This is a genomic window from Rhodococcus sp. T7, from assembly GCF_009872365.1.
Taxonomy (GTDB): Bacteria; Actinomycetota; Actinomycetes; order Mycobacteriales; family Mycobacteriaceae; genus Rhodococcus_F.
On sequence record NZ_WXYH01000108.1, the window covers coordinates 1 to 7,505 of the forward strand.

Annotated in this window: 6 protein-coding genes and 1 pseudogene; 5 read left to right on the top strand and 2 right to left on the bottom strand. The window is 63.5% G+C overall.

Annotation, left to right across the window (positions count from 1 at the left end; all coding sequences use genetic code 11):
- The 4 genes from MLGJGCBP_RS12820 to MLGJGCBP_RS12835 form a co-directional block, all read left to right on the top strand.
- Positions 1 to 222: DUF4913 domain-containing protein (locus tag MLGJGCBP_RS12820; protein WP_160096022.1), on the top strand; the 222-nt coding region annotated here is incomplete at its 5' end.
- A gap of 22 nt (positions 223 to 244) precedes the next feature.
- Positions 245 to 1,276, top strand: a complete 1,032-nt coding sequence (locus MLGJGCBP_RS12825; protein WP_160096024.1) for a hypothetical protein — start codon at positions 245 to 247, stop codon at positions 1,274 to 1,276.
- 36 nt (positions 1,277 to 1,312) lie between these two features.
- The gene (locus tag MLGJGCBP_RS12830; protein ID WP_160096026.1) at positions 1,313 to 2,137 is read left to right on the top strand and encodes a hypothetical protein; all 825 of its coding nucleotides are present in this window, start codon (positions 1,313 to 1,315) and stop codon (positions 2,135 to 2,137) included.
- A gap of 183 nt (positions 2,138 to 2,320) precedes the next feature.
- Positions 2,321 to 3,079, top strand: a complete 759-nt coding sequence (locus tag MLGJGCBP_RS12835) for a hypothetical protein (RefSeq protein WP_160096028.1) — start codon at positions 2,321 to 2,323, stop codon at positions 3,077 to 3,079.
- Positions 3,080 to 3,316: 237 nt separating this feature from the next.
- On the opposite strand, the gene MLGJGCBP_RS12840 is transcribed toward MLGJGCBP_RS12835, so the two are convergent.
- Positions 3,317 to 4,888 (bottom strand): IS1634 family transposase, encoded by a 1,572-nt coding sequence (locus MLGJGCBP_RS12840; protein ID WP_160096030.1) that lies wholly within the window; start codon positions 4,886 to 4,888, stop codon positions 3,317 to 3,319.
- 377 nt (positions 4,889 to 5,265) lie between these two features.
- On the opposite strand from MLGJGCBP_RS12840, the gene MLGJGCBP_RS12845 reads away from it, so the two are divergent.
- Positions 5,266 to 6,849 carry a pentapeptide repeat-containing protein gene (locus MLGJGCBP_RS12845; RefSeq protein WP_160096032.1) on the top strand — a complete coding sequence of 528 codons (1,584 nt, stop codon included), beginning with the start codon at positions 5,266 to 5,268 and terminating at the stop codon, positions 6,847 to 6,849.
- A 61-nt stretch (positions 6,850 to 6,910) separates the two neighbouring features.
- Here the strand turns inward: MLGJGCBP_RS12845 and MLGJGCBP_RS12850 are convergent.
- Positions 6,911 to 7,505 (bottom strand): annotated as a pseudogene (locus MLGJGCBP_RS12850) (relaxase/mobilization nuclease domain-containing protein); the annotation flags it as partial.

The following is a 7,505-nucleotide window of genomic DNA, read 5'->3' on the forward strand; positions in this document are numbered from 1 at the left end:
CTCTGGCGCACCTGGGAACACTTCCGCCGCGACCCCACCACCGGAATGAGCGTGTGGTGGCGCGACCACGCCGACCATCACATGTCGGTGCTGATGTCCTCGGACGGCCCGTTCAGCAAGTGCAGCGCCGCGCACGGCCACCACTCCGTGGACAACGCCATCGCGCCGCTGCCGACCGACCCGGCACCTGCCGGGATGTTCCCGGACACCCGAAACCTCTAAGCACCAGGGAAAGGAACCCCCCATGGGAATCCACGACGATGACGGTATCTACACCGCCACCTGCAACTATTTCCGCAGCAACGGCACGCCAGGGCCGCCGCATGGCACCTCCACCACCCAGCACACCTCACGGGCCGCCGCGTTCGAAGCCCTCAACCACGCGCTCAACGCAGCACGGTCCGGCCGCGCATCCCAGGTCGACGTGTCCCTCACCCGCGACGACACCGCGCAGACCCAGGTGATCTTCGCGGCCGGGCCCCGGGATCTCGTCGCCGTCCGCCGTGAGCTCGATGAACAGCGGTCGCCGTACTCCCGCGCATGGGAGATCCTCACCACCCACGCCAACGAGATCCTCCCCGAACTCCGGAACCCGCACTCACCCGTACACCAGCCACTCTCACCGGAACTACACGACGTCGCCTGGGCAGCCCACAACGTCTACGACGGCGACCACCTGGCCGTCGGGGGGTACGACGAACCGGTCGACGAACCGTTCGGATACGTACCCGCCACACCCGCCGACTACTACGTGCAGCAACACGAACTCTTACAAGCCCATCTCGCAGGAGAACTCGACCGAGCCAAGGACCGCGCCCGCGACGCCGGACATAGCGAAGCCCAAATCGAGGCCGCCACTCGCACAGACCCGGACCTGGACATGGGCGGGCTCTGCGACCATTCGGCCGAGCTGCTCCAGACCGTCTGCGACCTCGCCGAAGACGTCACCCTCACTTCTCAACAGCGGGTAGCTCTTCTCGCCGCCGTCCACCAGGCCGACATCACCTTCTCCTACCTCCAGATCAACAACAGTCCCGGTGCGCGCGCCCGGGCGGTGGATGTTGCCACTGCCGCAGTTGCGGCACACAACGGTGTCGTACCTGCCGTCAACCACGCCACCAACATCGAGCAGGATGTCACCGCCGCCGCCCGCCTCGCTGCCACCGATTTCCCCGACCCGCCCCGGTCCGTGCTCATCTCGCCGAACCAACCGGACCCAGCCCCGGCCCAGTCCTCCGGTACCGCACCTTCCCGCACTTCCAGCCTCGACCTGTAACCCAGCCCGTCGCCACCCACCGGTAAGGAGAACCACATGTCAGAAGGCCCCGAAGTCGACTCGGCAAGCCGTGAGATCAACGGCATGATGCGGGTCGCACTGCAACTGGCCTCCCGCATCGCCGAGAAGATGGCCCGCAACCGCGAGCGTGACCTCGAGCAGGTGCGCCGCGAATCCGCCGAACGCGCCCGTGAACTCGCACAACGGCTTGAGACCGACCGTGCAGGCGTCGAAGCGTATCTACGCGCCTCGTTCGATGACCAATGGTGGAACCGCGCACAGCCCGGCGAGATCGCCGACCAGTGGCAGCACGCCCAAGCGTGGCAGGAACACTCCCAAGTCGCAGCGGAAGCGGCGGACCGGATCCGCACCGAAACCGCCAAGCGGTATGGCATCGACGTGAATGCTCCGGGCGCGGACGAGAAGATCGTCGACTCCCTGCTCCGCGATGCCGAGAACCGGCAAGCCCGCGCCGACGCCGAACGCGGCCGGGCCCACTCAGACACCATGACGGCCAGCGAAATTCTCAACGAAGCCGAGCGTGCAGATGCCGAACGCGCCGACGAAACTGAACGCAACGAGACGAACAGCGAAGACATCGAACCGCAGGAACCTGGGGGTGATTCGCTGCGCTCGGTGGCCGAACACGACTACGACTCCGCCGAACGACGCGGCGAGGACGCCGAGCAGATGAGAGCTGCCGGCCTCGCCGAAGAGGAAGTCGCCACCCGCATGCGCGCCGACCTCGACCAAGCCCGGCACCCGGTCGAGGCGGTCACCGGGGAGGGCAGCCATCCCAAGGCCCGCAAGGGCCGGGCCAGACGTGGTAGGTCTGCCGAGCGGACGATGACTGGCCGGTGAGAATGCCTGCCTCCTTACTTTGGAGCGTGAGGAGGCAGGCTGCGACGTACTTCAAATCGCATCCAGCCGAACGCCACCTGAATGCGGTCGAGCAATCCTGCCGTCGTAAGAGAAGCGAGGGGAGTCGCAGAAGATTGGCATCCTGTCGAAAGACAGATTGAACTACTACGGCAAGATGTGGGGATGAGCGAACTCGAGACCGTCGACGACTTGAGCGACACCCCCCGTTCCGAGATCGCAGCAGAGGCACTCGCATTGCTTAACGCTCAGGTCGGACTTCTAGTCCACGCGAGTACGGACGGCTCTAAACAACCGACTGAGAATGATCGGCAGTACAAGCAGAATCGTCGCAAGTTCCTCCGCCTCATGGCCACGCTGAAGATGAAAGATCCGATTCCATACGAGAACCTAGGCGTGTGGAACGGGCTCTGGAAGAGTATGCCGACGTTGGCAACCCGCCGGCGTCATGTTAATGATCTGGTCGCGACTAGTAGAACTGCTCTTGAGAGCATCAAGAGCTCCGTCTCGCTCGTGGTGCCGGAAACAGAAGCCGGTGTCACGTGGCGGGACGTCGACACCCGCGTGGCCGAGCTTGGTCGCGCACTCGAGCGAGCCGAGAGCACCGACGACCTCCAAGATGTGGGGCGCAGGAGTCGAGAGATACTGATCGACGCGGCGAAGATTCTCGCCAACCCGGATCTCGTCCCTGCGGGTGAGGATGAACCGAAAGCCGGCGACGCGAAGAACTGGCTGAAATTCTTCATCAACCGGTACGCCGCGGGATCATCACAGCAACCAATGCGCACCTTCATTCGCTCTACGTGGGATCTAGCGCAGCGGGTGACCCACGGCAATATCGACCGGACGGAGACGTACGCCGCGGCACAGGCAACCGTTCTAATCGTGCGCGTTCTTCAAGATCTGGAAGCGCGCGAGCCCTAGCAGGCAACGGTCCAGCGCACAGTGGAGTAGGACCCTTAACCGAACATCCGCCGCCGCAGGGGTCTGGCCGTTCACAGCTAGATGCGTGGACCGCTCGCGGTACACACAAGCCGCGAACGCATAATTCCCCCACAGACAACCGGCAGTGGGAGTAGTGGATGAGCAGGACAACGACGAAGAGCAAACCCACGACAGCCGAACTCATTCGCCTCCATATCGAGCCTGAGTTGCACCAGTTTAGTGTGCCAACCCTGACCGGGGATTCGGGATTTCGAGGGAATCGAGGATGCTCACGGCGTCGTCGGTGAGCGGATCGAGGGCGATGTGCTCATGCCCGGCGATCGTGACGGTGACTTCCTGCAGCGGACGCAGGGTGCGCACGATCTTCCGGATCGACACCCCGGTCTCATCCTGCAGATAGCGCGAGATCGCCAACGCGGCGAACACGATGGTCAGGTGCGCCTCGATCGAATCCCGGGTGTGACTGAAGATCGGCCGGGCCCGCAGGTCGGTCTTCGACATCCGAAACGACTGCTCGACGTGCCACAGAGCGTGGTACTTCTCCATCACCTCCTTCGGATTCATCAGTGACACAGGGAGGTTGGTGACGTACCCCTTCAGACCGATGAGGGAACGAGCCCTGGCGATGCCCTCGACATCGAGGGTCTTGCCCTTCGTGGTGGTCTTGACGAACCGTGGTGCACGGGCAGCGCGGGTGCCGTCGATGACCTCCCGGGCCCGAGCTTCCTGAGCATTGAGTGTCTGGTTATCCCGCACGGCACGCTTCTTCGAGTACGCCCAGATCGCCCGCCACGCCGACGTGTCGGCGGGATCCCACACCGGCTCGCCGCGGCGCGTGATGTCGTTGACCACGCTCTTCGCGTGTCGCGGGGTGACCGTGTCGATGACCTGGCCGTCGGTGAACACGTCCCCGTTCCAGTGGAAGTGGCTGGCCAGATCCGCCGGCGCTTTCGTCACCCGGGATCCGACAATGAACTTCAGTCCGGCTGCATCGAGGTCCTTGAGGTTCGTCGCCGACAGCATGCCGGCGTCGGCGGCGATGACCATCTCTACACCGTCGATGCCGTGACGGGCCTGGAACTGGCGCACGATCGGCACGATCGTGCGGGTCTCGGCGTGATTTCCTTCGAAACAACCGATCTCCAAGGGGAATCCGGCGCGGTCGACCAGCAGTCCGACGACGATCTGTGGGTCGACTCGGCGTTCTTTCGAGTATCCGACCCTACGCAGGTCGTCTTCCTTCTCCGCTTCGAAGTACAAGGTGGTGACGTCGTAGAGCAGCAGGTTCAGGTCACCCGCGGCGGCGGCGTGCTCGAAGCAGCGCCGTGCGATGTCGTCGCGGTAGCCGTGAGCGGTGCACCGCTGCAGGGTCCGCACGAAGGTGTTGCGGTGGGCAGGGGCGATACCGATCTCGCCGAGTACTCTGCCCGCGTCCGCGACCGAGGTGCCCTCGACGGTGCGGGCGACCACCAGCTGGAAGAATGCGTCGTTGTCGACCACGTCGAATCCGAGGCGCCGCCATGCGGTGTCGATGACCTCGATCAGCCAGCGGGACCGTTTGCCGGTGATCGTCGGTGCACCGCTGGTGGTCGTGCCGAGATCGAGGTCGAGCTCTTGTTGGCCGGCAAGCAGTTTCTCCCGGGCGGTCTCGAGCAGGGCGGCGAGTTCGCTGTCGGTGTGGGCCGATCCGAGGTGTTCGAGAACCCTGTCCCGGCGGCCTTGTTTGGCCGCGATCTGCACCGCGGTTGCTCCTGAGGCGGTGCGGACTTTGCGGATGTAGGCGGCCACGGGCCGGGAGTCTACCGAGCTGTTAGTGTGCCATTTCCCGAACACGCACAGCTGCTACCTGCACAGATGGCAGGACCACCCCCAAAAATCGGCTCACCTGGTGCAACTCAGGAGCGGGTGACCCACGGCAATATCGACCGGACGGAGACGTACGCCGCGGCACAGGCAACCGTTCTAATCGTGCGCGTTCTTCAAGATCTGGAAGCGCGCGAGCCCTAGCAGGCAACGGTCCAGCGCACAGTGGAGTAGGACCCTTAACCGAACATCCGCCGCCGCAGGGGTCTGGCCGTTCACAGCTAGATGCGTGGACCGCTCGCGGTACACACAAGCCGCGAACGCATAATTCCCCCACAGACAACCGGCAGTGGGAGTAGTGGATGAGCAGGACAACGACGAAGAGCAAACCCACGACAGCCGAACTCATTCGCCTCCATATCGAGTACTTCGTCGTCACCGCCATCGTTGTGTTCGTTGGCTGGTGGATCGTTGCTGAGGCCGCCACTGATGATGGCGTTAATGTGTGGTGGAACTGGAGTTACTGGGGGTGGACTGGCTTTGTGGCTCTTCTGCTAGTTCCGGCCTCCCTGATTGCAGGATTTGCCCAGCAGTTCAGCAGGATGTTGACCAAACGCATCAAACCTGATGGCAAGAACGTCTCGCTGAAGGCGCTGATCGTTGGCGGAATCATCGTCACGTTCATCCTTGCCGGGATGCACTACTACTGGCAGGCGGAAATGCTCACCGCGGCGGGTGAATCCGTATGGTCGCTGGAAAGCCGGGAGGTACTCGATGTCTCCCGGTCCGTCGCTTTCAGTCTCGGCGCACTCGGAGCAATCGCGGCTTTGCTGGTCGGCTACCGCCGACAAAAAACCACCGAGCAAGCGCACGACCACGAGGTCGACAAGGCCCGCGCTGATCGTAAATTGGAGCGCACCAAGCAGGAGGACGAAGGTGTCGCGCGACTGCACGACCGCTTCGCCAAGGCCGTCGAGCAACTTGCAAACGCCGATCCGACGATCCGCCTAGGTGCCGTGTACGTCCTCGCCGCATTGGCATTCGATTGGTTGGCTATTCGTGAGTTCCGCCAGCGGCAAGTGTGTGTCGACATGCTCTGTGCCTATCTGCGCAGCACCCCCAAGATCTCTGCGGATGTAACAGAAGGCCACAGCGACACCCCCCTTCTCGACGCGCTTAAGAAGGACCAGGACGTCCGCAAAGCTGCACTCCAGACGCTGAGCGAAATCAACACGCTGCATGCCACCAAGGGGAAGACGCCCAGCCCTGGTCTTGCCCAGTCACATCGAGACCTCTACCGCAGACAAACGGAGAAGGGAGCGATTCCAGAGACGCGGATTGATCTCAACGGGATCACACTCAGTGGTCTCGATCTGCGTCATGTGAACCTCGCTCATTTGTCGCTTGACGGCGCCGACCTTACCGGCGCGAACCTCAAGAGCGCCGACTTGACGCGGACGACTCTCAGTAACGCGACGCTGGACAACACGACCCTCGATGGGGCGAAACTGATCTACACGAACCTGAGGCACGCCCGCCTCGAAGGCGTCAGCCTGGTCGGGGCACTTCTCTTCAAACCGACACTGCATATGGCAACGATCACCACACGCGAGGACCCGTTCGGATCCTTCACCCGCAGTGTCCTGGTCGGGGTTCGCCTACATCACGTGTGGAAATTCTCCGCGAGAGGAATGCTCGTGACGATGGATGACGAGACCTTCGACCACAACCTCGGCTACATGGATATCGACGAGCCCAACGACGGCACGCCAGCACATCGAAACATCACCGAGAAGAACGACGAGTATGAGCGTGTGAAGGGACTGATCGATGCCATCAATCCCGAGATCCCCAGCCAAACTTTCTCGATCATCACCGATGTGACGATCGACCACGGTGTCATCAAGAAGGACGTGGGTAGCGCCGGGGGAAAAGACTCCGCGTAGATCGTCGAGCGGCTTCCGAAACCGGGGCTCGGTAGGTGTCTGCGTCGCCGCGGGGAGGCTTCTACCTTTCGTTGCCGCTGCCGCGTGCGCGGTCGCGACCGGCGTGAGTGCGTGGGGACGGGTCGAGCGGCGCGGGAATCGGTGGGCCGGGCCGCCGTACCGCCTCGGACGGTGGCGCGGCGTTGTCGAGTGCGACAAGTCGCCGTAACTCTTCCTGCTCTGGTGTGAGTGTCGATGTCGACGTGCGTTCCTGCATCGTCTTGCGGCCTTCGCCGCGTGCGGAAACCGGCACCGACTGCCGTGGCTGGGAGGCATGGATGGTGGCAAGCTCGCTCCGCACGGCGTACTCGATGCCGAGTGCACGGTGTAGTTCGCCTGATGCGCGATGCGCATCTGCGATTGCCTCCATAGCTTTCATCAATTGCCGCAGCAGCAGCATCGCGGACACGCTCTTCGGGAGATGCCCACTGGTCTGCATCACGATCAATGCGGCACCACCGGCGGACATTGCGCCCTTCGGGGCCCGGTACGCCCGGTGCGCCGGAAGCTGCGCGGACCGAGCGAGCTGACGCGCCGCCGCGGCCAACGGTCCGGGTGTCGGTTCGATCTTCGCGGACCATGCCGCGAACACCCCCGCGGTACGGCCGGCGGCGCGT

Excerpts from the sequence above, each read along its gene's own strand:
- MLGJGCBP_RS12825 (WP_160096024.1), top strand. The coding sequence starts at position 245 with ATGGGAATCCACGACGATGACGGTATCTACACCGCCACCTGCAACTAT.
- MLGJGCBP_RS12830 (WP_160096026.1), top strand. The coding sequence starts at position 1,313 with ATGTCAGAAGGCCCCGAAGTCGACTCGGCAAGCCGTGAGATCAACGGC.
- MLGJGCBP_RS12835 (WP_160096028.1), top strand. The coding sequence starts at position 2,321 with ATGAGCGAACTCGAGACCGTCGACGACTTGAGCGACACCCCCCGTTCC.
- MLGJGCBP_RS12845 (WP_160096032.1), top strand. The coding sequence starts at position 5,266 with ATGAGCAGGACAACGACGAAGAGCAAACCCACGACAGCCGAACTCATT.